General features: G+C 34.3%; 23 protein-coding genes. 8 read left to right on the forward strand and 15 right to left on the reverse strand.

Annotated elements, in window-relative coordinates; translation table 11 throughout:
* Positions 1-8: 8 nt before the first annotated feature.
* From ABEG63_RS08410 to ABEG63_RS08435, 6 genes are all read right to left on the reverse strand, one after another.
* Complete coding sequence (locus ABEG63_RS08410) at positions 9-563, reverse strand: DUF4256 domain-containing protein (protein WP_346584133.1); 555 nt, start codon at positions 561-563, stop codon at positions 9-11.
* Positions 564-658: 95 nt separating this feature from the next.
* Positions 659-1,525: a DMT family transporter gene (locus ABEG63_RS08415; protein WP_346584134.1), complete on the reverse strand. Its 867-nt coding sequence runs from the start codon at positions 1,523-1,525 to the stop codon at positions 659-661.
* 237 nt (positions 1,526-1,762) lie between these two features.
* Entirely contained in the window at positions 1,763-3,124 is a 1,362-nt protein-coding gene (locus ABEG63_RS08420) for an MATE family efflux transporter (RefSeq protein WP_346584136.1), read from the reverse strand.
* A gap of 93 nt (positions 3,125-3,217) precedes the next feature.
* Positions 3,218-4,402, reverse strand: coding sequence for a sigma-54 dependent transcriptional regulator (locus tag ABEG63_RS08425; protein ID WP_267403004.1), 1,185 nt, complete (start codon positions 4,400-4,402; stop codon positions 3,218-3,220).
* A gap of 57 nt (positions 4,403-4,459) precedes the next feature.
* Entirely contained in the window at positions 4,460-5,119 is a 660-nt protein-coding gene (locus tag ABEG63_RS08430; RefSeq protein WP_346584137.1) for a YggS family pyridoxal phosphate-dependent enzyme, read from the reverse strand.
* Between the two features lie 219 nt (positions 5,120-5,338).
* Positions 5,339-6,205: a polysaccharide deacetylase family protein gene (locus ABEG63_RS08435; protein ID WP_346584138.1), complete on the reverse strand. Its 867-nt coding sequence runs from the start codon at positions 6,203-6,205 to the stop codon at positions 5,339-5,341.
* Between the two features lie 337 nt (positions 6,206-6,542).
* On the opposite strand from ABEG63_RS08435, the gene ABEG63_RS08440 reads away from it, so the two are divergent.
* Together ABEG63_RS08440 and ABEG63_RS08445 are read left to right on the forward strand one after the other, a co-directional pair.
* Positions 6,543-7,112 carry a Crp/Fnr family transcriptional regulator gene (locus ABEG63_RS08440; RefSeq protein WP_346584139.1) on the forward strand — a complete coding sequence of 190 codons (570 nt, stop codon included), beginning with the start codon at positions 6,543-6,545 and terminating at the stop codon, positions 7,110-7,112.
* Positions 7,113-7,200: 88 nt separating this feature from the next.
* Entirely contained in the window at positions 7,201-7,878 is a 678-nt protein-coding gene (locus ABEG63_RS08445; protein ID WP_346584140.1) for a type 1 glutamine amidotransferase domain-containing protein, read from the forward strand.
* Positions 7,879-7,934: 56 nt separating this feature from the next.
* Here ABEG63_RS08445 and ABEG63_RS08450 read toward each other — a convergent pair whose 3' ends face one another.
* The 3 genes from ABEG63_RS08450 to ABEG63_RS08460 all read right to left on the reverse strand — a co-directional run bounded on the left by ABEG63_RS08450 (position 7,935) and on the right by ABEG63_RS08460 (position 11,919).
* Positions 7,935-10,781, reverse strand: coding sequence for a heavy metal translocating P-type ATPase (locus ABEG63_RS08450; protein WP_346584141.1), 2,847 nt, complete (start codon positions 10,779-10,781; stop codon positions 7,935-7,937).
* Positions 10,782-10,960: 179 nt separating this feature from the next.
* Positions 10,961-11,521, reverse strand: a complete 561-nt coding sequence (locus ABEG63_RS08455) for an AraC family transcriptional regulator (protein ID WP_346584142.1) — start codon at positions 11,519-11,521, stop codon at positions 10,961-10,963.
* Positions 11,518-11,919 carry a hotdog domain-containing protein gene (locus tag ABEG63_RS08460; RefSeq protein ID WP_267403011.1) on the reverse strand — a complete coding sequence of 134 codons (402 nt, stop codon included), beginning with the start codon at positions 11,917-11,919 and terminating at the stop codon, positions 11,518-11,520. The genes ABEG63_RS08455 and ABEG63_RS08460 overlap by 4 nt, the downstream gene beginning before the upstream one ends.
* 433 nt (positions 11,920-12,352) lie before the next feature.
* Between ABEG63_RS08460 and ABEG63_RS08465 the strand changes: the two genes are divergently transcribed.
* Both ABEG63_RS08465 and ABEG63_RS08470 read left to right on the forward strand, forming a co-directional pair.
* A complete protein-coding gene (locus tag ABEG63_RS08465; RefSeq protein ID WP_346584143.1) occupies positions 12,353-12,724 on the forward strand; it encodes an RNA-binding protein in 372 nt (123 codons plus the stop codon).
* Between the two features lie 195 nt (positions 12,725-12,919).
* Complete coding sequence (locus tag ABEG63_RS08470; RefSeq protein WP_346584144.1) at positions 12,920-13,678, forward strand: bulb-type lectin domain-containing protein; 759 nt, start codon at positions 12,920-12,922, stop codon at positions 13,676-13,678.
* A 40-nt stretch (positions 13,679-13,718) separates the two neighbouring features.
* Here ABEG63_RS08470 and ABEG63_RS08475 read toward each other — a convergent pair whose 3' ends face one another.
* Together ABEG63_RS08475 and ABEG63_RS08480 are read right to left on the reverse strand one after the other, a co-directional pair.
* Positions 13,719-14,207, reverse strand: coding sequence for a BlaI/MecI/CopY family transcriptional regulator (locus tag ABEG63_RS08475; RefSeq protein ID WP_346584145.1), 489 nt, complete (start codon positions 14,205-14,207; stop codon positions 13,719-13,721).
* A gap of 9 nt (positions 14,208-14,216) precedes the next feature.
* The gene (locus ABEG63_RS08480) at positions 14,217-14,819 is read right to left on the reverse strand and encodes an ABC transporter permease (protein ID WP_346584146.1); all 603 of its coding nucleotides are present in this window, start codon (positions 14,817-14,819) and stop codon (positions 14,217-14,219) included.
* 127 nt (positions 14,820-14,946) lie between these two features.
* Between ABEG63_RS08480 and pdhA the strand changes: the two genes are divergently transcribed.
* Both pdhA and ABEG63_RS08490 read left to right on the forward strand, forming a co-directional pair.
* Complete coding sequence (gene pdhA, locus ABEG63_RS08485; RefSeq protein WP_346584147.1) at positions 14,947-15,951, forward strand: pyruvate dehydrogenase (acetyl-transferring) E1 component subunit alpha; 1,005 nt, start codon at positions 14,947-14,949, stop codon at positions 15,949-15,951.
* 95 nt (positions 15,952-16,046) lie between these two features.
* A complete protein-coding gene (locus ABEG63_RS08490; protein WP_346584148.1) occupies positions 16,047-17,645 on the forward strand; it encodes a 2-oxo acid dehydrogenase subunit E2 in 1,599 nt (532 codons plus the stop codon).
* A 145-nt stretch (positions 17,646-17,790) separates the two neighbouring features.
* Here ABEG63_RS08490 and rpe read toward each other — a convergent pair whose 3' ends face one another.
* On the reverse strand, positions 17,791-18,441 hold the full coding sequence (gene rpe, locus ABEG63_RS08495; RefSeq protein ID WP_346584149.1) for a ribulose-phosphate 3-epimerase: 651 nt from the start codon (positions 18,439-18,441) through the stop codon (positions 17,791-17,793).
* Positions 18,442-18,481: 40 nt separating this feature from the next.
* The gene (locus ABEG63_RS08500; protein ID WP_346584150.1) at positions 18,482-19,555 is read right to left on the reverse strand and encodes a M42 family peptidase; all 1,074 of its coding nucleotides are present in this window, start codon (positions 19,553-19,555) and stop codon (positions 18,482-18,484) included.
* A 51-nt stretch (positions 19,556-19,606) separates the two neighbouring features.
* Here ABEG63_RS08500 and ABEG63_RS08505 point away from each other — a divergent pair, with 51 nt between their 5' ends.
* Entirely contained in the window at positions 19,607-20,311 is a 705-nt protein-coding gene (locus ABEG63_RS08505; protein WP_267403021.1) for a DUF4294 domain-containing protein, read from the forward strand.
* A 35-nt stretch (positions 20,312-20,346) separates the two neighbouring features.
* On the opposite strand, the gene ABEG63_RS08510 is transcribed toward ABEG63_RS08505, so the two are convergent.
* The gene (locus ABEG63_RS08510; protein ID WP_312390130.1) at positions 20,347-20,763 is read right to left on the reverse strand and encodes an NUDIX domain-containing protein; all 417 of its coding nucleotides are present in this window, start codon (positions 20,761-20,763) and stop codon (positions 20,347-20,349) included.
* A gap of 111 nt (positions 20,764-20,874) precedes the next feature.
* On the reverse strand, positions 20,875-21,549 hold the full coding sequence (mnmD, locus tag ABEG63_RS08515; RefSeq protein WP_346584151.1) for a tRNA (5-methylaminomethyl-2-thiouridine)(34)-methyltransferase MnmD: 675 nt from the start codon (positions 21,547-21,549) through the stop codon (positions 20,875-20,877).
* A gap of 84 nt (positions 21,550-21,633) precedes the next feature.
* On the opposite strand from mnmD, the gene ABEG63_RS08520 reads away from it, so the two are divergent.
* Positions 21,634-22,704 (forward strand): branched-chain amino acid aminotransferase, encoded by a 1,071-nt coding sequence (locus ABEG63_RS08520; protein ID WP_346584152.1) that lies wholly within the window; start codon positions 21,634-21,636, stop codon positions 22,702-22,704.
* Positions 22,705-22,738 lie beyond the last annotated feature (34 nt).

Genomic DNA, 22,738 nt, shown 5'->3' on the forward strand with positions numbered 1-22,738 from the left:
ATAACTTTTTACACTTTCAAACATCCACGAAAACCGCGTGCTGCATAATAAGAATCAGCGCCATTGTGATAAGTGAAAACGGTATTGTAACGACGATCACAGAAAATTGCCCCACCTAATTCTCGGATATTTTCTGGAGTTTTTATCCAACTTGATGTTTTTAAATCAAACTTTCCTAATTTCTGAAGTTGGCGGTATTGTTCTTCATTTAAAATTTCAATGCCCATTTCAGATGCTTTGTCGATGGCATTACTTTCCGGTTTATTTGCCTTTCTGGCTTCCCATGCGGGATAATCGTAACATAAACTTCTACGTTTCGGACTTTCTGGAGAACAGTCGAAGAACAAATATTCATCTGTTTTTTTATCATGGGCTACAATATCAGGTTCGCCTTCGGTTTCTTCCATTTGAAATAATGACCAAAGTTTTTCCGGATTGTTTTCTAATTTTGATTGAATTTTTTTCCAATCTAAGTCTTTATGACGATTTATATTTTTTTCAAAACGAGCTTTTAAAATTTTTAAAAGTTCTTCTGTTTGCTCTGAAGTTAGTTTCTTTTTCATAATGAATTTTGCAGAATGCTTGGAAGTAAATTTAATAATTTTCAACATATAAAAGTTTCCACAGATTTAAAATCTGTATAAACCTGTGGAATTTTTTATTTTCTTTTAATAGAAATCAAAGTTTGCAAAATTACAGAAGCTACTATAAATGAGAGTCCTATATAAAATGAAATATTTACTTCTTTACTTTCATTAAAGAATAAAAATGCCATAATGATCGCATAAATCGGTTCCAGATTAAAAGTAAGATTGACAGTAAATGCCGGAATTTTTTTTAGTACTTCAGCGAATATAACATAAAGACCAACCGTGCAAAACGATGCCAGAAAAATTAAGTAGCCAATATCTTTTGTACTCGGAATAACAGTTTGGACAGGGAAGAAGTAAAGGTAAACAGGCATGAAAAGCCCAAGAACAATTGTTCCGGCAATCATTTGATAATAATTGATTACTTTAGAATCGAAATGTTGAACCAAACGGTTGTTATAAATTGTGTACAATGCCCCCAACGCCGATGAAATAACTCCTAAACCGATTCCTAATTGATAAAAAGCATCAAAATGAAAAATCAAACTGATTCCTAAAAGGGTCAGTGCACTAAGAAATAATTCTGAAATTTTAAATTTTTCTTTATCAATTAAAGGTTTAAATATTGCGGTAAAAAAACTGGTCAGGCAATAGCAAACTACCCCGATGGAAATATTTGAATATTTGATGCTTGCGTAAAAAAAGATCCAATGTAAGGTAATTAATAATCCAACCTTCGAAATTTGTAATTTTTTTTGAGTTGAAATTTTGACTGAAATTTTCAATAATTTCAAAATAACAAATAAAATAATTGAAGAAAATAAAAGTCGGTACCAAACCAAAAGACCTTCATTAAGAGAAATCAGTTTTCCGAATACACCTGTAAATCCGGCCAAGATTACGGCCAGATGCAATAATAAATATGATTTTTTCATTAGAAAATGAACTGTTTGTAAAAGTGAATAATTAATATTTTAGACTAATTTGAAGCGTAAAATATCTATTGACTAGAATTATTCTATCAACAAAAATACTTCAAATTGAACTTGAAAATATTAGATCACTGGAGGAGGCAAACAGCTTATACTATTCATATTTATTTTTTGAATATGACAAAAGTATGAAAAATTAAAATAAAAAATACCGCCTCAACTATTGAGGCGGCATTTTCTTTATGCATTCTGCTTTATTCTTTTTGCAGACATATTTAAAAATCGTTTGACGAGCATCACTGCAGAAACTGTTAATCCTAATCCTAGCGCAATCCACATTCCGAAAGCTCCCATTTTCAAGGTTACACAAAGGAAATAACCTAATGGAATTGTGATTATCCAATACGCGATAAAGGTATAAATAGAAGGGATTTTTACATCCTGCAAACCTCTCAGCATTCCCAAGGCTGTTACCTGAATTCCGTCTGAAAGCTGGAATAAAGCAGCGATAATCATTAATTTTGAAGCTAATGTAATTACTTCTACTTCCTCTTTTTTAGTAAAGAAAGTCGGAAGGATATTTCTTCCTAAAATAAATATGATACCACAAATACACATGAAAATGAATGCAATTTTCAAGTTGTTGATTCCTATTTGTCTTAGTTCGATGAAGTTTTGTTCGCCTAGTTTTCTTCCGATCATTACAGTTGATGCCACACTGAAACCAATACATAAATTAAAGGTGAATGAAGCCATACTCAACGCGATCTGGTGAGAAGCAATATCGTGCGCGGAAATTAAACCACAGATGAAAGCGGCTCCTGCAAATGCGGTTACTTCAAAGAACATCTGTAAAGCAGTTGGTAATCCCAATCTCAGCATTTTATCAAACATTTTTTTTGAAAAAACTTCCATTTTTAGAGAAAAATCTTTGATGTACTGCTTTGTTTTTTTTTCATTTAATAAAACAAAATACAGGAATATTACCATGAAAACTCTAGAAATCAAACTCGCCAAGGCAGAACCTTTTACACCCATTTCAGGGAAGATCCAAAGTCCTTTGATAAACACATAGTTTAAAACAATGTTGATGACATTCGCAATAATGGTTGCTTTTGTAACCCCAATCGTATACGATAATCCTTCGGAAACTTCTCGCAACGTCTGAAATGCCATGAAAGGCACTATGCTAATCAACATAATAGTTAGGAAATCTACTGTATCCGGGATGATCTTTGCCGGCTGCCCGGAATGATAGAGTAGTGGCATTGCCAGTAGCAATAACCCCATCAGTAAAATCCCAACCGACATATTGATGATGAATCCGTGACTGAAAACAGAGTTGATCGTTTTATGATCATTCTGAGAGTGCGCCTGAGAAACCAATGGCGGAATGGCAAAAGAGAATCCCAATGCCAATACAAACACGGAGAAAAACACCGCGTTCCCCAACGAAACAGACGCCAGCGCATCTGCACCTAATAATTGTCCGACAATAATATTGTCGAATAAATTCACCGAGACTTGCCCCACCTGTGTTAACATCACAGGAAGAGCCAAAGTAAGGCATTCTTTTGTATATTTTTTATTTAAAAAGTTCATAATAGTTTATTCATATATAGTAGTTTAGATCAAAAAAAAATTTGCAGTAATGTTACTGCAAATTTTTATAATTTATTTTAAATAATAATTAAATTATTTCCTTACAAAACTTGCAACGTCTTCGGCGGATACAGTGCTTCCTCCTAAAATAATTAACCTTTCTACAACGTTTCTCAATTCCCTGATATTTCCAGTCCACGACAATGCTTTTAATGCATCAATAGCCTTATCGTCAAATTTTTTCGATGCATTACCATGCTCGTCAGCGATCATTCCTGAGAAATGCTCTACCAATAACTGAATGTCTTCTTTTCTGTCATCCAATGGCGGAACGTAGATCTCGATTACAGAAAGTCTGTGATAAAGGTCTTCTCTGAATCTCCCTGCTTCAATTTCTTTCTGCATATTCTTGTTGGTTGCTGCAAGCACTCTTACATCAACTTTTATTTCCTTATCACTTCCCACAGGAGAAACTTTGCTTTCCTGTAATGCTCTCAAAACCTTTGCCTGAGCGATTAAGCTCATATCTCCGATCTCATCTAAGAAAATAGTACCTCCGTTAGCCTGCTCAAATTTTCCCTGCTTATCTTTAATAGCTCCCGTAAAAGATCCTTTTACGTGACCGAAAAGTTCAGACTCAATAAGTTCAGACGGAATAGCAGCACAGTTAACCTCTACCATTGGGCCTCTTGCTCTTTCACTCTGATTGTGAATTGCGTGTGCTACAAGTTCTTTTCCGGCTCCGTTAGGACCTGTGATTAAAACTCTGGCATCGGAAGCAGCTACTTTTTCAATCATATCCTGAATTTTCTGTAATTCAGAAGACTGACCGATCATCTGGTATTTTTTATTGACTTTTTTCTTTAATGTTTTGTTTTCAGTCTGAAGATTTTTGTTTTCTTTCTTCAAAGTTTCCTTTGCCAAAGCATTTTTTACGCTTGTAATCAAACGGTTGATGTCAATAGGCTTGGAAATGAAATCATAAGCGCCTTCTTTCAAGCAAGAAACGGCAGAGTCAATATCTGCGTGCCCTGAAATCATAATAAAAGTAGTTTCAGGTTTTAAAGCCATGCTTTGCTTTAAAAGTTCGGTACCCGAAAGTTTAGGCATTTTAATATCAGAAATTACCAACGCGAAGTCTTCTTTTTCAATATGTTTGTAGCCTTCCAGCCCGTCTTCGGCGATTACAAATTCATAATCACTCAGTTCGTCTGAAAGAATACTGTGAAGTACTCCCGAGATTGCTTTTTCGTCTTCTACAATAAGGATTTTTTGCATAGGTGCAAATTTAGATTTTTTTGATTGAATTATTAGCAAAAACTATACCTAAATCTTTTATTTTGAATAATCTCTTCTACCAAAAATTGCCGAACCTACACGAACGGAATTAGCGCCCGCTTCAATGGCAATCGGGAAATCATCACTCATTCCCATTGATAATGTTTCTAAAGATTTTAGTTGATTTAATTCATCAAAAATTCTTTTCAGCGTTAAAAATTCCTTTTTAACCTGGTTTTTATCGTCTGTAAAGGTTGCCATTCCCATTAAACCTGTGATTTCCACATTTGAAAATTGTCCGTTGATGTATTTTTGAAACAAATTTTTCGCCTCTTCAATCTCCAAACCGAATTTTGTATCTTCTTCAGCAATTTTTACCTGAAGCAATACTTTAATCGTTCGGCTATGTTTTACGGCTTCTTTATTAATTTCCAACAGCAATTTCTCAGAATCTACACTTTGGATAGTATCTACAAACTCCGCAATATATTTCACTTTATTCGTTTGTAAATGCCCAATCAGATGCCACTGAATGTCTTTGGGAAGAAGCGGATATTTTTCCACAACTTCCTGAACTTTATTTTCACCAAAAACTCTTTGTCCAAGATCATAGACTTCCTGAATCGCCGAAACCGGATGTGTTTTTGAAACCGCAACCAACTGAACATCGGAAGGGAGTTGGCTTTTTATATCGTTGTAATTTTCCTGAATACTCATAATTGCAAATTTCTGAATTTTAAAAGCAAAAAACGAATGAAATGTGAATTTAGTTGATGGTTTATGGTTCTTAGTTGTTTGATTATAGGATTTCACTAAAAAAAATGCTTCGATAAAGCCAGTAAGACATTGCTCTAAATTTTCCGCTAAAATATAACGGATAGTATTAGAAATGTCATGCTGAGCAAAGTCGAAGCATCTGTATTTTAAATCAAGAAATTAATTTAAAATTTCATTAATCTCAGGATATTTTGAAATTTTTCTAAAGACAAATCGGTTGGTTTTCTGCAACTTTTCAATAAATAGGTCTAATTCATTAATAGAATCAGCATCGGTTAAATATTGATCGTGGGTAAGAAAAACAAGATGTCTTGATGTTTTTTCCAGATCATTGAAAAATATACTGTCGACCTTTTTTAGCATGGCTTCATGACTACCTTTTAAAGCCATTTTATTGGTAGGTTTCCATTCCAAATCCCAACCCACGACTTTGTAGCCGGCTTGTTTTAACCTGTTGGCTGCCTGTGTTGAACTTTTAATATCGGTAATGTTAATATTTTTCAGCCTCCAGATATTTCTTCCGGGCGTTCTTGCAATTTTATCATATAGTTTTAAGCTGTCTCTTGCTGCATCGAAATCTCTGACAACGGCTTCATAATTTTTATAAAAATCGCTGTATTTGTTGTGTGCGTGTGTAAAGCTGTGATTAGCCAATTCGATCAACGGATCTTTCTTTAAAAGCTCCATATCGTCTTTTTGCTTTTTACTGCCATAAGCATGCTGCCCGACTACAAAGGCAGTGGCAACAACATTTCTTTTATTAAGAATTTTGAGAAGGTTTTCTGTTCCCTGATTTGGGCCGTCATCAAATGTAAGATAAATCACTCTTTTATCGGTAACTACACTTTCATCATCAGCTTTGGGGACAATTTTTGCGTCGGGATAATTATTTGAAATCAGGCTTTCTGAATCTTTTTTGTCGATTTGTCGGTTACAACCGTTAAGTATAATTGAAGTTGCACTCATCAATGCAATCATCCCAAGAAAAGTCTTGTTTCTAGACTTTTCCGCAAAAGTTTTTCTCATAAAATTTGAAAGGAATTTGTGATGTTAAAATATGTTAAATTTCCTGCTGAATTTTGATCAAATTATATGCCATATTTTCATTAATTTTCACTTTTTAAGGATATTTTAATAACTTTATTTTGAGTGGTTTTTACCTGAAAAATGATTATGATTTTATATAAACATTTTATGATTAAAAATTGATAAAAAGATCTTTAATAAAAAGTTAAAAAAAATCAAAATACCAGTTTATGATAATTGATTTGTAAAGAGTTTTATTTTAAAATTTTAATTTTTTTACTTTATCTAAAGGAGTTTGATTCGTATATTTGAGTCATTAGAAAATATTCAGATCCTGATGAGTCCAGAACTGCGAAAACATTTTGATGAAATAGTACCTCTTACCGATGAAGAATTTGAATATGTAAATTCTTTTTTCAAGCATAAAAAGCTTAAAAAACATCAATTTTTAATACAGGAAAATGAACAGGTAACTCATATTTATTTTGTCATCAAAGGTCTTTTGAAAGCTTCTTTCATCGATCAGGAAGGCAAAGAGCATATTGCTCAGTTTGCGATGGAGGATTGGTGGGTTTCAGATTTTAATTCATTTTATAATAATATGCCATCTGTAATGACGATTGATTGTCTGGAAGATGTGGAATTGGTTTATATTTCAAAAGAAAATTTAGAGAAAATATGTGCTGAAAATCATAAGATAGAGCATTTCTTCAGGCTAAAAAATAGTTTTGGTTATGTCGCGTTGCAGCAGAGAATTTTATCATTGCTTACCACTAATGCTAAAGAACGTTTTGAGCAGTTTTCTCTTCAGTATCCGCAGCTTCTTCAAAGAATTTCTAAAACGATTATTGCTTCTTATTTGGGTATTTCAAGGGAAACTTTAAGTAGAATTTCAAATAAATTGTGACATTCATCACAGAAAATATGTGACTTTTATCCTGTTTTAAATTCACGAATAGCACCAACTTTGTACTATTAATTAATAAAATAGTAAAATGAACAAAAAAGTTTTATTTGTGCTTACGAGCCACGACGAATTAGGAAATACAGGATTAAAAACAGGATTTTGGACGGAAGAACTTGCCGCACCTTATTATGCTTTATCAGACAAAGGCGTAGAACTTACGATTGCTTCTCCAAAAGGAGGTCTGCCGCCTATCGATCCTAAAAGTGAAGATCCTGCCTCTCAGACAGATGCTACGCGAAGAATGGATAATGATGCCGTTTTGAAGAATAAATTAGAAAACACGCTTGTGCTTTCCAGCGTTGACAGTAAAGATTATGATGCTGTATTTTATCCCGGAGGTCACGGGCCGTTATGGGATTTGGCTGAAGATCAGTTTTCTCAACAGCTGATTGTGAATTTTTATACAAGCAATAAACCTGTTGGTTTTGTATGTCATGCTCCAGGTGTTCTGAAAGATGTGAAAATCAATGGAGAATATTTGGTGAAAGGTAAAAATGTAACCGGATTTACCAATACAGAAGAAGATGCTGTTCAATTAACGGATATTGTTCCATTTTTGGTAGAAGATATGCTTAAAAAAAATGGTGGAAATTATAGCAAAATTGAAGACTGGAACCCTTATGCTGTAGTAGACGGAATATTGGTGACAGGGCAAAATCCTGCTTCTTCAGAGAAGGTTGCAGAAGAATTATTAAAGCTTTTGTAATAGCAAGAACATATTAAAAAATTCCCCGAAAATTATCTTTCGGGGAATTTTTGTATTTAATTTTTCACATTTAAATCTACAGAATTCAGTCGTAAAGAATTTAAAATCACAGATAGAGAACTGCAACTCATCGCCGCCGCGGCAATCATTGGTGATAAAAGAATTCCGAAGAAAGGATATAATAATCCTGCCGCAATCGGAACACCTAATACATTATAAATAAAAGCAAAAAACAGATTTTCCTTTATATTTTTGAGAAGCTTTTCGCTTAGTAACTTTGCTTTGGCAACACCTAAAATATCGCCTTTTAATAAAGTAATTTCGGCACTTTCAATGGCAACATCGGTTCCTGTTCCCATCGCAATCCCGATATTGGCTTGAGCAAGGGCAGGAGAGTCATTAATTCCATCGCCGATCATTGCGACGATTTTTCCTTGGTGTTGCAGTTTTTTAACTTCATTTAATTTATCTTCGGGATGACAATTGGCTTTAAAATGTTTGATTCCCAACTCGTCTGCCACAGCTTTCGCGGTATGTTCATTATCTCCGGTCATCATGATTACATCGATTCCTTCGCTTAATAGTTGCTGAACCGCTTTTTTAGAACTTCCTTTGATTTTATCAGTAAAACTAATGAATCCTAACACTTCATTTTCCTTAGCAACATAAGAAATTGTATGTGCTTTTTCTTGAACTTTAATTGCCTTTTGCTTTAAATTTTCGGGAATTGTAATTTGATGGGAAGTCAATAAACTTTCGTTTCCAAGATAAACAGTTTTTCCATGAATATTTCCTTTTACGCCTTTTCCAGAAATATTTTCAAATTGCTCAACTTTTTCAGCTAAAATATTTTCGTCTTGAGCCTTTTTAATCACCGCATTTGACAACGGATGTTCTGAATTTTGATTTAAAGAATAGGCTAATTTTAAGATTGAATTCTGATCATTATTAATCGTTTCAATATGTTCTACAGAAGGTTTTCCTTCCGTTAAAGTTCCTGTTTTATCGGTAATCAGAACATTCACTTTATTCATTTGTTCGAGAGCTTCGGCATTTTTAATTAAAATACCATTTTTTGCGCCTTTACCAATTCCGACCATCAAAGACATCGGCGTTGCCAAACCTAAAGCACACGGACAAGCCACAATTAAAACAGCCACGGCATTAATAAATGCAAATAATGTTTTTTGACCTTCGGGACCGAAAAATTGCCATAAAATAAAGGTCAGAATAGCAATTAAAATAACAGTGGGGACAAAAACTTTTGCCACTTTATCTGTCAGTTTCTGAATCGGCGCTTTGCTTCGGCTGGCTTCGTTTACCATTTTTATGATTTGTGAAAGTAAAGTTTCATCACCTACTTTTTCAGCTTTCATAATAAAAACCTGATTTCCGTTGATCGTTCCGGAAGAAACTTTATCGTCAATACTTTTCTCAACAGGAATCGGTTCGCCCGTGATCATGCTTTCGTCAACATAAGAATTTCCTTCTGTAATTTTTCCGTCAACAGGAATTTTTTCACCGGGTTTTACTTTTAATAAATCACCGATTTTAACCTGAGAAAGCAATACTTTTTTTTCTTCTCCATTAATGATAAGATTAGCTTCATCGGGAGATAAATTCATCAGTTCACGAATGGCATTCCCTGTTTTCTTATGCGCAGCAGCTTCCATCAACTGACCTAAAATCACCAATGTTAAAATCACACAAACAGCTTCAAAATACAAAGGAATTTCATGATTATGACCGCGAATTTCATGCGGAATAATATCTGGAACAGCCAAAGCAACAATGCTGAAAATGAACGCGGCGGCAACTCCCAAAACAATTAAACTGAACATATTTAAGTTCCAAGTTTTGAAGGAAACCCAGCCTCTTTTCATCAAAAACCAACCTGAATAAAATAAAACAGGAAGTGTTAAAATCAATTCAAAAAATCCCTGAATTTGATGTGAAAAAGGAAAATTAATAAACATTCCACCCATTGAAAGAATGAAAACTGGAATGGTGAAACCTAAAGAAATGAAAAATTTTTTCTTTAAAATATTGTACGTTTCGTCCTCTTCATCGTCCTTGTCAGGCATTCTTACCAAATCCATCCCACAAATCGGACAATTGCCAGGTTCATACTGAATAATTTCCGGATGCATGGGGCAGGTGTATTTTGCGACTTTTTTCTCCGGATATTTCACCAAATCCATTCCGCAAACAGGGCATCCAACATTGCTGTCGTACACTTTGTCTCCTTCGCAATACATCGGACAATAATATTTTCCTGCCATTTCATCCGTTACTTTTGGTGCTTCGTGATGATGGTGACTGTGATCATGAGAATGATTGTGTGAATGAGTTCCTGCATTTTTAACCAAATTTTCGGTTATTTCCTCTAAATGCATATGACAAACGGGGCAGCTTACATTGCTGTCATAAACCTTATCACTTTCGCAGAACATCGGGCAGTAATATTTTCCGATATTATCTTTAAAATTTTCGGGAAGATTTGTTTTAGAATAGGTAGGTTTAAAATTGGGGTCTTTGGCTAATTTTTCCTCAATCGGAACCAAAAACATATTACAGGTCGGACATCTTTTTCCTTGTTGAAAATACACTTTATCGCCTTCACATTCCATCGGACAATAATAAACCGAAGAAGGTGAAACCCTGTCTTGTGGCTTGATGAAAGCTTTATCAGGATTATTTGGATCTTCTAATTTGTAATTTCCGATTTCTTCTAACGCTTTATTTAAAGTATTTAATTCAAATTCTTTCTCGGAAGAAATGGTTACGGTGTTGTTTTCTAAATTAACATCCGCTTTTATACCTTCGATGCTGTTTAGTTTTTCAGAAATCTTTTTCTGACAACCGGAACAGGTCATTCCGAGGATTTTATATTGTTTGTTCATGATCCTTTTAATTTATACTACAAATTTCCAACATGCAAATGGAAACGTGTTATAAATATAAGGAATAAGTTTACAGAATTTTGTTGAAGTTTTAGAGTCGTAGAGTGGTAGGGTTTGAGAGTATTAGAGTGAATTTCTACAACTCTACAACGCTAAGACACTATAACCCTCAAACTCAATCAGACTTGGTCAAGTGGTTTTCTATTGTGTACTTTAAGTTTTTTAAACTCAGTAGGAGTGAAGCCTGTGCTATTTCGGAATTGAGAAGATAAGTGCTGAACGCTTTTATAACCCAATTTTCCTGCGATTTCTGTTAAAGTGAATTCATTATAAAGAAGCAACTCTTTTACCTTTTCAATTTTTTGAAGAATAAAAAACTGCTCTAAAGTGATATTTTCGTTTTGTGAAAATGTTTTGGAAAGCGAACTGTAATCTTTGTGAAGTTTTGAACTTAAAAACTCGGATAAAAGAAAATTTTCATCAATATCCAATTCGCTGATTTTTACAATAATCAGGTTTTTAATTTTTTCGATAAGTTGATGAGCAGAGTCTTTTATTCTTTCAAAACCGGTTTTCTGTAAGCATTTTTCTAACACTAGCAAGTTCGTTTCTGAAATTTCTGACTCTGTTTCAACTTCACCAAGATTAATATTTTTAACCTTAATATTATTATCATTAAAAATACTTTCAACAGCAGAAATACATCTGCCGCAGACCATATTTTTTATAAAGATTTTCATATAGAATCTTTGTTGCTTAGTCGGTCTTTCACAAATTCTACTTGTGTTTTTCCATGTGGTGCCGGATTTCCATCCTGATCAAGATTTACCATTACAATTCTGTCGACCGTGATAATAGTCTGGTGTGTCATTTTATTTCGTACTTCACAAGCCAAAGTAAGCGATGTGGAACCGAATTTTGTCACTTCAATTCCGATTTCGATAATATCGCCTTGTTTTGCTGAACTTACAAAGTTGATTTCCGAAATAAATTTTGTTACCACTTTTTTATTTTCAAGCTGAATCACAGCATATAAAGCTGCTTCTTCATCGATCCATTGTAATAATCTTCCTCCAAAAAGTGATTGGTTTGGGTTTAAATCTTCTGGTTTTACCCATTTTCTAGTGTGATAGTTCATAATTTGAATTTTTCTGCTGCAAATTTAGCTTTAAAAACTGGCTTTATCAAAGGATTTGTATTTAGTTATTAAAAGAAAGTGATTTATTTTCTCAATGAGTTTTATTTTAACTAAAACCTGAACTAAAATACCATGAAAACTAGGTAAAAAGGATTTTTATTTAAATAAATATAGGATAGAATTATTATAATTATATGCTGATTATTGATTTTTTAACGAATATTCATAAATATTTATTGATAAATTAATACTATTTAACAAAATAAAAAATAAGCTGAAAATTATATTGAAATTATTTTTAAAAATGTTTTGATTTGAAATTAATAATTGTATCTTGCAGCTGTTTATATTTGGAATCAATATTTGTTCATTAATTTATGTTGTTTTTCTTTTATATACCAAATTATTATTAATTATTTAATTTTTTTTTAAAATGAACATTTTTGTTTCAAACATCAATTACGCAACAAAAGAATACGAGTTGCACGATTTATTTGCAGAATTTGGCGATGTAGCATCAGCTAAAATTGTATTAGACAGAGAAACTGGTCGCTCAAGAGGATTTGGTTTTGTTGAAATGGGTGATGAAGAAGGAGCACAAGCTATTGAAGCTCTTAACCAGAAAGAATTTAACGGAAAAACACTTAACGTATCTGAGGCTAAACCAAGAGAAGAGAAGCCAAGAAGAAGTTTCGATAACAACAGAGGTGGTGGTTATGGAAACAACAGAGGCGGAAACGGAGGTGGAAGCTATGGCGGTGGAAACCGTGGTGGCGGAAACAACGGCGGAGGAAAACGTTGGTAAAAAATAGAAGCGATCTTAAAAGACCGCTTTTTTAATTATTAAGAAGTTGTAGGTTTCTGCAGCTTCTTTTTTGTATAATTCAAAAATGAAAAAATTTAATTCTACTAATAATCATTTAATTAATAATTAATTCTTGATACGTTATTATTTTTGGCATACTTTTAGAAAACTTTTGATTTATAAAAAATTTATAAAATGAGAAAATATATATTTACGACATTCTTTATGTCTTTAGGGTTTTTTCTTAATGCACAAAGTATTCACAGAGGACAAAATATTGATCAAAATAGAAAATATTGGGCTGATGATAAGAGATCTTACCTAATTTTTCAAAATGATGGAAATTTAGTTTTTTATAATAGAGTTGGAAAAGCAATCTGGGATTCTAAAACGACGAACAGAGGTGCTAAAGCTGTATTCCAGGATGATGGAAACTTAGTAGTTTATACGAATCGAAATGGTGTGGCATTCTCATCGAATACTGGAGGAAGAAATGCAGATCGATTAGCGATACAAGATGATGGTAATCTTGTAATTTATAATAGAAATAACCCTTTATGGGCTTCTAATACCAATAAAAATAGTAATGGAAATGGTAATAAATGGGGTTTTAGGGGAGAAAGTGGAAGTGTAAATCCGGGATATGAGTTCAGAAGAAATAATAAAGTATATTCTTCTAATCGTAATTTTTATTTGGTATTCCAGAATGATGGGAATTTGGTATTGTCAAGAAATAACGGACAAGCGATTTGGTCTACACAGACAACGAATAAGGCAAGCAAAGCAGAATTTCAAGATGATGGAAATCTTGTAGTGTATGATTCTTATAATAAAGCCGTTTGGAGCTCCAATTCATCAAGACGAGGTGCAACTAGATTAGATATTCAGAATGATGGAAATTTAGTTATTTATCAAAATTCTTCTCCAATTTGGAGCTCAGGAACCGGTAGATAAGTTAATATACAAAACGCATTACTTTTTGTAATGCGTTTTTCTATTTTAAATCTTTTTTCTTCTTTTTCTTTTTGTCCTTATCTTTTTCCTTCTTTTTATCTTTTTTAGGGTTTAAGATTTCGTTGGCGAATTCAAATTCAGGTTCTTTTGCTTTAACTTTTACAGGTTTTATCTCTATTTTAAGATCAAAATAACCTTTAAGATCTTCCTGAGAAATCATTTTTTCATTAAATAAAAATTCCAAGATCTCTTTTCCTGAATCATTAAAGAAATTCAGGGAAAGTTCTTTAATTAAGAATTTTTTATACTCTTCTAAAGGTACAACCACAGAATATTTGAAGATTCTTCCTTGTTTTTCAGTTGATAAATATCCCTTTTCAACCAATATTTTCACATAAGTAGAAACGGTATTTTGATGCGGTTTCGGCTCTGGATGCTGTTCCATAACGTCCTTTAAATAAAAGGAATCCAACTTCCAAAGCAATTTCATTAAGTTTTCTTCCGCCGCTGTTAGATGATTTATTTTCATGTTAAATTCTTAATGTTGAAACTGTATATTGCAATAAAGGTAAAGAAAAGATACCATAAAAGCAATTGCAGCGCCCATAAATACTTCTTTCGGAGTGTGTCTTTTTAAAATAATTCGTGTAATGCCAACCAAAGCAGCAATTCCCAACCAGGCAATTCCAAATGTTGTATTTAAGGAAAAAAATAAAGCCGCAACAAATATATTAAAAGCTGTATGCATGGAGCTTTTGATGAAATAATTACTGATCTGTAATGCTAAAAGAAGTATTAAAATAAATAACATTACAAGATCAATGAGCCCGTTTTTAAAATAATTAAAGCCAATGTAAGCGATTACACAAATTCCTATAAAAATATACAGAGTCTTTCTCTGAACCCGATTAGAAACATCCATATTCGTGTATCTTCCTGTTTTTACATTCCACACCAACCAAACAATTACCGGAACAATAATCATCAGTAAAATTGGAAGAAAATAGGTGAGAGAATTGTGAAATGATGAATTTCTAAGGCTCGAATACAAGAAAAATATAAACAATGAAACCAAAGGATTGAAAAAATCTGAAATAATTTTTGAAATTTTATGTACTGCTGAAGGCTGTTTTTCTTCCATATTTAAGTTTGATGATGTAAATATAACACTATAAGCAAAAAAACAATTGGTATGTATACAATAAAAACAAAGTTTTTTTTATAATTTTGCTCTACTATTTCATAATAAATAAGCAAGAGCTCAACACATGAAAGAATTTTCTAAAGAGGTATACCTGAAGTGGTATGAAGATATGACAATGTGGAGAAGGTTTGAAGACAAATGCCGTTCTCTTTATCTAAAGCAAAAAATCAGAGGTTTTTTACATTTGTATAACGGTCAGGAGGCTATCCCTGCTGGTTTCGCGCATGCAATGGATTTAACTAAAGACAGTATGATCACTGCTTACAGATGCCACATTCACCCGATGGCAATGGGAGTAGATCCTAAAAGAATCATGGCAGAACTTTGTGGCAAGGCTACAGGTACGTCAGGAGGTATGGGTGGATCTATGCACATTTTCAGCAAGGAGCACCGTTTTTACGGAGGTCATGGTATTGTAGGAGGTCAGATTCCTTTGGGAGCAGGGATTGCTTTCGCAGATAAATATTATGACAGAAAAGCGGTAAACATCTGTTTCTTCGGAGACGGAGCTGCTAGACAGGGATCATTACATGAAACGTTTAACATGGCGATGAACTGGAAGCTTCCGGTAATCTTCGTTGTAGAAAACAACCAATATGCAATGGGAACTTCTGTAAAAAGAACGGCTAACCACGAAGATATCTACAAATTAGGATTAGGATACGAAATGCCTTGTCTTGCTGTAGATGCTATGGATCCTGAAAAAGTTGCGGAAGCTGCTTACGAAGCTATCGAAAGAGCGAGAAGAGGAGACGGACCAACTTTCATCGAGGCTAGAACTTACCGTTACAGAGGTCATTCAATGTCTGATGCAGAACCTTACAGATCTAAAGAAGAAGTAGCTGTTCATAAAAATGATGACCCAATCGAATTGATTAAACAAAGAATTTTATCAAACGGCTGGGCTACTGAAGAAGAATTGGATGCTACAGAAAATAAATCCAGAGATTTTGTTGAAGAGTGTGTAGAATTTATGGAAAATTCTCCTTACCCGGATGCAGAGAAAGTATATGAATATGTATACGCTCAGGAAGATTATCCATTCTTAGATAAATTTGAAAATCAATAATAATTTGCTGATACGATGATATGATAGGTTACAACAATCTTTCACTTTTCTTATCATCACATCATCCACATTAACAAATTAATACATATTAAATTATGGCAGAAGTAATTACAATGCCACGTCTTTCCGATACAATGACGGAAGGAAAAGTGGCTAAATGGCATAAAAAAGTAGGAGACAAGGTAAAGGAAGGAGATATTTTAGCTGAAATTGAAACGGATAAAGCAGTTCAGGATTTCGAATCTGAAGTTGAAGGAACTCTTTTATACGTTGGTGTAGAAGAAGGTAACGCGGCTGTTGTAGATTCAGTTTTAGCGATTATCGGTAAAGAAGGAGAAGATATTTCAGGATTAACAGGTAGTGCTGCTGCTCCCAGTGCTTCTGAAGATAAAAAAGAAGAGCCTCAAGCAGAAACTGCTGCAGCTGCTCCGGAAGCTTCGGCTGAAGTTCCTTCAGGAGTAGAAGTTATTACAATGCCAAGACTTTCTGATACAATGACAGAAGGTAAAGTGGCTAAATGGCACAAAAACGTTGGCGATACAGTAAAAGAAGGTGATCTTCTTGCTGAGATCGAAACAGATAAAGCGGTTCAGGATTTCGAATCTGAATTCAATGGAGTATTATTGAAGCAAGGTGTTGAAGAAGGAGGAGCTGCTCCTGTAGATTCAGTATTGGCAATTATCGGCCCTGCAGGAACAGATGTTTCTGGTGTAGGGGCTGCAAAACCGGCTGCTGCTTCATCAGAAAAACCAGCTGAACAAAAAACGGAAGCTAAAGCAGAAGAAAAAGCGGCTCCAGCTGCAAGTGCTTCATTTTCAGACAGAGTTGCAATTTCTCCATTAGCGAAGAAAATGGCTCAGGATAAAGGTGTTGACATTAATTCTGTACAAGGTTCTGGTGAAAACGGAAGAATCGTTAAAAAAGATATTGAAAATTATCAGCCATCTGCGAAAACAGCGGCTTCAGCTCCGGCGGCAAGTGCTGCTGCTCAGGTTGCCGTAAGCTTCGTTCAGGGTGAAGATACAGAATCTCAAAATTCACAAGTAAGAAATATTATCGCTAAGCGTCTTTCTGAAAGTAAATTCTCTGCACCTCACTATTATCTGATGGTTGAAATCAACATGGATAAAGCGATTGAGGCTAGAAAAGAGATCAACTCTTTACCGGATACTAAAATTTCTTTCAACGATATGATTATTAAAGCGACTGCTGTTGCTTTAAGAAAACACCCGCAGGTAAATTCAAGCTGGGCAGGTGATAAGATCATTCACAGAGGAAATATCAACATCGGTGTAGCAGTTGCAATTCCTGATGGATTAGTAGTTCCGGTTCTTAAGAATACAGACCAGATGACTTATACTCAGATTTCAGCTGCTGTAAAAGATATGGCTGGAAGAGCGAAGAACAAAGGTCTTAAAGCTAACGAAATGGAAGGTTCTACATTCTCAATCTCAAACTTGGGTATGTTCGGAATTGAAACTTTCACAAGTATCATCAACCAACCGAATGCTGCTATCCTTTCAGTAGGAGCAATTATCGAGAAGCCTGTTGTGAAAAACGGACAAATCGTAGTTGGAAACATCATGAAGCTTTCATTAGCTTGTGACCACAGAGTGGTAGACGGTGCTACTGGTGCTCAGTTCTTACAAACTTTAAAAACATATTTAGAAAGCCCTTTAACTTTGTTACTGTAATTTCTAAAGTTTTAAATAATAGTAAAACGCTTCTCTTTTTGAGGAGCGTTTTTTCTTGTATAGTAGTTGCTGATTTGCCTAAAAATTAAAACCTCTATAAAAATGATATTTCATAGAGGTTTATTAAGTTCATATTTAATTATAACTAAATTTTCAGAAGCTCTATCGTTCTTTCAGGGATTTCAGAGGAGAAAACAGCATTTCCGGCTACTAAAACATCAGCTCCGGCATCGAATAGTTTTCCGGCATTGTCGATATTTACGCCACCATCTACTTCAATTAATGCCGTTGAATTATTGCTCAAGATTAAATCTTTGGTTTCAGCAATTTTCTTGTACGTATTCTCAATAAATTTCTGGCCTCCAAAACCTGGATTTACACTCATTAATAGTACCAAATCTACATCTGCAATAATATCTTCCAACATCAGAACGGGAGTAGAAGGATTCAAAACAACGCCGGCTTTTGCCCCTTTGCTCTGAATGAGATGAATCGTTCTGTGAAGGTGAGCGCAAGCTTCATAATGAACAGAAACCAAGTCTGCACCATGATCGATAAACTCTTCAACATATTTTTCCGGCTCAACAATCATTAAGTGAACATCAACAAACTTTTTAGCATGTTGCTGCACCGTTTTCATAACAGGAAATCCAAATGAAATGTTAGGGACAAATCTTCCGTCCATCACATCCACATGAAACCAGTCAGCCTGAGAATTATTCAGCATCTCGATATCTCTTTGCAGGTTCCCAAAGTCTGCGGATAAAAGGGAAGGAGCAATAAGCTTCGTTTTCATTTTTACTTTTTATACTTTTAATTTGTCTCTTTTTACTTTATTAATGATACTTTAGTTTCATTTCCGGCTTTATCTTCAGAAGTGTTTCGTAGATTAATTTAATTACATTTCCTACATCTTCTTTAGAAACCATTTCTACCGTTGTATGCATATAACGTAATGGAAGTGAGATTAATGCACTCGGAACTCCACCGTTAGAATGTGCAAAAGCATCCGTGTCGGTTCCTGTGGCTCTGCTTGCCGCTGCTCTCTGGAAAGGAATTTCTTTCTTTTTGGCTGTATCGATGATTAGCTCACGAATAGTATGATGAATACTTGGTGCAAAGAAAACCACAGGTCCGTCACCACATTTTTGGTCTCCTTCTTTTTTCTTTTCGATCATCGGCGTTGTGGTGTCGTGGGTAACGTCTGTAACGATGGCAATATTTGGTTTAATCGTATCTGCAATCATATCTGCTCCATACAAACCAACTTCTTCCTGAACGGAATTTGTAATATACAATCCGAACGGAAGCGTTTTTTTGTTCTCTTTTAACAATCTTGCTACTTCAGCGATCATAAATCCTCCGATTCTGTTATCTAAAGCTCTGCAAACGAAGTATCTGTCATTCATTTCAAAGAATTCATCAGGATAAGTTATCATACATCCTACATAAATTCCCAGTTCTTCTACTTCTTTTTTTGAGGTTGCTCCACAATCGATAAAAATATTTTCAATCTTGGGAGTCGGTTCGTTTTGATTTCCTCTTGTGTGAATAGCTGGCCATCCGAAAACTCCTTTTACAATTCCGTTCTCACCATGAATGTGAACCACTTTCGATGGAGCGATTGTTTGGTCTGAACCTCCGTTTCTGATAACATAGATTAAACCGTCATCGGTGATATAATTCACATACCATGAAATTTCATCGGCGTGTGCTTCAATAACCACTTTAAATTCCGCTTCAGGATTGATGATTCCATAGCAGGTTCCATAGTGATCTATTTCGATTTTATCAACATACGGTCTGATATAATCCATCCAGACTTCCTGCCCTTTATGCTCATAACCAGTCGGTGAAGATGTATTTAGATATTTTTCTAAAAATTTTAAAGATTTCTTTTCAAATTTCATAAAAAGGAATGATTTTTGCGTTTAATTTTTGTTCTAATACGCGTAAAAATAATGAATTTTAGTAAGATTATTTGTCTTTTTCTCTTCTTTTTTGGAGTCAGTATTTTTGGTCAGACAGATTCGGTTATTGCCAAACCGTTGAGCCAATATCCTCCTGAGCTTCTAAAAGTAGATGAATTTGGGAAAAAATATTATTACGACGAAAGGCAGAAGATGAGGGTGTATGATATTAATGGGGAGACTGTAGTTGTAATGGATGAGTTGGTTTTGGTGAACAGGCCAAAGTTTAACAATCAGTTGGATAGAAACTATTATTATTTCCTGAATAAAAAATTATACAGAGTGTATCCTCTCTTTGTAACTGCTTTGCAACAATATCGGGATATACAGAAAGACATGAATGATCTCGACAGTAAGGCAAAAAGAAAATACGTTCGCGAAAGACAGAATATGTTGGCTGAGCAATATGAAAAGCAATTGAGAGACCTTACGACAACAGAAGGACAGGTTTTTGCTAAGCTAATGAACAGAGCTACAGGAAAAAACGTATATGAAATTATAAAAGAGTTAAGAGGCGGATTCAGTGCATTTTGGTGGAATTTAAAAGGTAAAATGGCGGATATTAATTTGAAGGACGAATATAATCCGCATAAAAACAGAACCGATGAATTCTTAGAATCATTGCTTCAATCCAACTGGAATTCCGGTTATCTTCAACCTTATCCCGGAGCCAATCAATTTAGAGTATCGAGATAATGATCTATCATATAAAAAAGAAATTCCTGTATATTTTACAGGAATTTTTCTTTTAATTTATCAAAAACAATTTTGTCTATAGGAAGTACAAAAGGATTATCAGGTCTGTCGATTTCTATCCATTCTGTTCTTTCGATACAAGGATCCAAAATCAGGAAATCTTCTTCATTCACAATATTTACAATATAATATATAGTAAGCAACTGTTCATTCTCTTTGAAACGCGATACCAGAAAATCTTCCTGAGTATAAAAATGTTCCACGATATCTACTTTCACATTCAGTTCCTCATCAAACTCCCGATGTAAGCATTCTAACAGTCCTTCTCCATATTCAAGTCCGCCGCCGGGAAATTTCATTAAAGCTTCACCAGCATACTCTTCAAATAACGTTAAAACTCTTTTATCCTTTACAGCGCATGCATAAACCCTAATGTTTATCTTATCTATCATATATAATAATTTGTAAAGCTAATGTAGGGAAAATTTGCTGGATGAAGGAAGCTGGATGCTGGAAGTTTTATAAAACTTCCAGCACCTATCCTCCAGCTTCCAGCCTACAACCTATAACTTCACCGCATTAATCATCTCTCTTTTTCCGGGAGGTCCCTGTTTCTTTTCTACTTTAAAATCGAGCTCCTGAAGAATTCTTCTTACACTCCCTTTAGAAGAGTAGGTTGTTAATAATCCATTAACTGCCATTTTGTCGGAAACTAGCTCAAATAAAGGCTTTTCCCAAAGATCGGGCTGTACTCTCGCTCCGAAGCAATCAAAATAAACAAGGTTAATTTTAGGTAAATCTATCGTATTCAGGTCGAAAAAGTCACATTTTATCTTTTTAAGATTAAAATTACTAACAATTTCTACTGACTTTTCCCACTCTGCCAGATGAATTTTTTGATAAATATTTTTAAATTCCGGGTTATCAAAAAGTTCAAAATATGCCAAATCGTTCATTTCCGATTCATTTATCGGATATTTTTCGAGCGTAAAATAGTTGATGACATGATTTTTGTCAGTTTTTAAATGTTCATTAATTGTCACCAAAACGTTTAAACCTGTTCCAAAACCGAGCTCTAAAATGTTGATTTCGTAATCATTTATTAAATTTAGTCCATTTTTGATAAACACATGTTCTGCTTCCTGAAGGGCACCATGATGCGAATGATAGTTTTCATTTAAATCATTGATAAACAATGTTTTACTTCCATCGTTTGTGGTTTTAATTTCTCTTTTCAAGCTATTTTTTTACAAATTTACTTCAAAATTTTTATATTTAGAAAATTATGTTAAATTTGTAGAACATCATAAAAAATTTTAGAAATGATAATTCAAAAAACTGAAAACTCCAGAATTTCTACATTCGACCCAAACAATTTTTCATTCGGAAATACTTTTATTGATCACATGATCATTTGTGAGTACGAAGATGGAAAGTGGGGTGATGTGAAATTAGTTCCTTACGGTCCTATTCCTTTTACACCTGCCATGATGGGAGTAAATTACGGACAAGCTTGTTTTGAAGGTATGAAAGCCTATAAAGACAAAGACGGGCAGGTTTTCCTTTTCAGGCCTGAAAAGAATTTTGAACGTATCAATAAGTCTGCAAAACGTCTTGCAACGCCTGAGGTAACGGAAGAAATGTTTTTGGAAGGATTAAAAGCATTGGTAGACATAGACAGAGACTGGATTCCTCAAGGAGAAGGGATGTCTTTATACATCAGACCTTTGATCTTCGCTACAGAAGAAGCTTTGAAAGCTAGAGTTTCTAATAAATATATGTTTGCTATCGTAGCAACACCTGCAAAAATGTATTATACAGAGCCTGTTTCTGTAAAAATTTCTGATCATTATTCAAGAGCAGCAAGCGGTGGTGTAGGTTCTGCAAAAGCTGCAGGTAACTATGCGGCATCTTTCTACCCAACTCAGTTGGCGATTGAAGAAGGGTATGAGCAAATTATCTGGACAGATGATGCGACTCACGAATATTTCGAGGAAAGTGGAACGATGAACGTATTTGTAAGAATCAACGATACGATTTTCACGCCTCCAACTTCTGAGAAAATTCTTGACGGTGTTACAAGAGACAGCTTTATTCAATTGGCTAAGAAAAGAGGAATTGAAGTAAAAGTTGAACCAATAAAAGTTGCTGATGTAGTTGAAGCTCAGAAAAACGGAACTTTAAAAGAAGTTTGGGGAGTTGGAACTGCTGTGGTAACAACAGTATTCCAAGCTTTGGGTTACAATGGTGAAAAATTAGAATTGCCTAAACTTTCCGACGAAGAAAGCTATGCGGTAATCCTTAAAAATGATTTGGTTGATCTTCAAACTAACCTTTCTGAAGATTCATTCGGATGGAGAGTTTTGGTAGACCACGTTTTGGAAACAGTTTAATTTTAAACTTAAAAATACTATAGAAAGTCGGAAA

The organism is Chryseobacterium sp. C39-AII1 (genome assembly GCF_039672645.1).
In the GTDB taxonomy this organism is placed as follows: domain Bacteria; phylum Bacteroidota; class Bacteroidia; order Flavobacteriales; family Weeksellaceae; genus Chryseobacterium.